The sequence below is a fragment of the Paenibacillus sp. 2KB_22 genome (assembly GCF_052115745.1).
Classification (GTDB): Bacteria; Bacillota; Bacilli; order Paenibacillales; family Paenibacillaceae; genus Paenibacillus.
This window is the reverse complement of sequence record NZ_JBFRHG010000031.1, coordinates 1-481: the sequence shown is the minus strand read 5'-3', so window position 1 is coordinate 481 and position 481 is coordinate 1. Positions and strand designations below refer to the sequence as shown.

The 481-nt window shown below is 65.8% G+C and carries 1 protein-coding gene; it reads right to left on the bottom strand.

Annotation, left to right across the window (positions count from 1 at the left end; translation table 11 throughout):
- Positions 1-481, bottom strand: a 481-nt coding sequence (locus tag AB4111_RS31155) for an alpha-amylase family glycosyl hydrolase (protein WP_442035139.1), incomplete at both ends; no start/stop codon positions are given.

Sequence of the window (481 nt, the reverse complement as noted above, 5' to 3'; positions counted from 1 at the left end):
CGAAGGTCCAGTTCGATTCCTCGGTGTCGACGAAGATGATGCGGGCGTCCTGGTACTTCTCGTCCGTGTCGCTCCAGACATAGAAGTCCCCGAACGGCCCGTCGGGGTCCTTGCGCGACTCCTGGAACCAGGGGTGCTKGTCCGAGGTGTGGTTCAGGGGCAAGTCGATGATCACCCGGACGCCGCGGGCGTGGGCCTCCGCGACGAGCCGCTTGAAGTCACTGATGGTGCCGAACTCGTCCAGGACCGAGTTGTAGTCCGAGATGTCGTAGCCGCCGTCGCGCAGCGGGGACTGGAAGAACGGCGGGAGCCACAGGCAGTCGACGCCGAGCCACTGCAGGTAGTCCAGCCGCTCGATCAGGCCGTGGAAGTCGCCTGAGCCGTCGCCGTTGCCGTCCGCGAACCCGCGCACCAGGACCTCGTAGAAGACCGCCTTGCGGTACCAGTGGGGATCGTGCTGGAGGCCTGGCGCGTTCAGTTC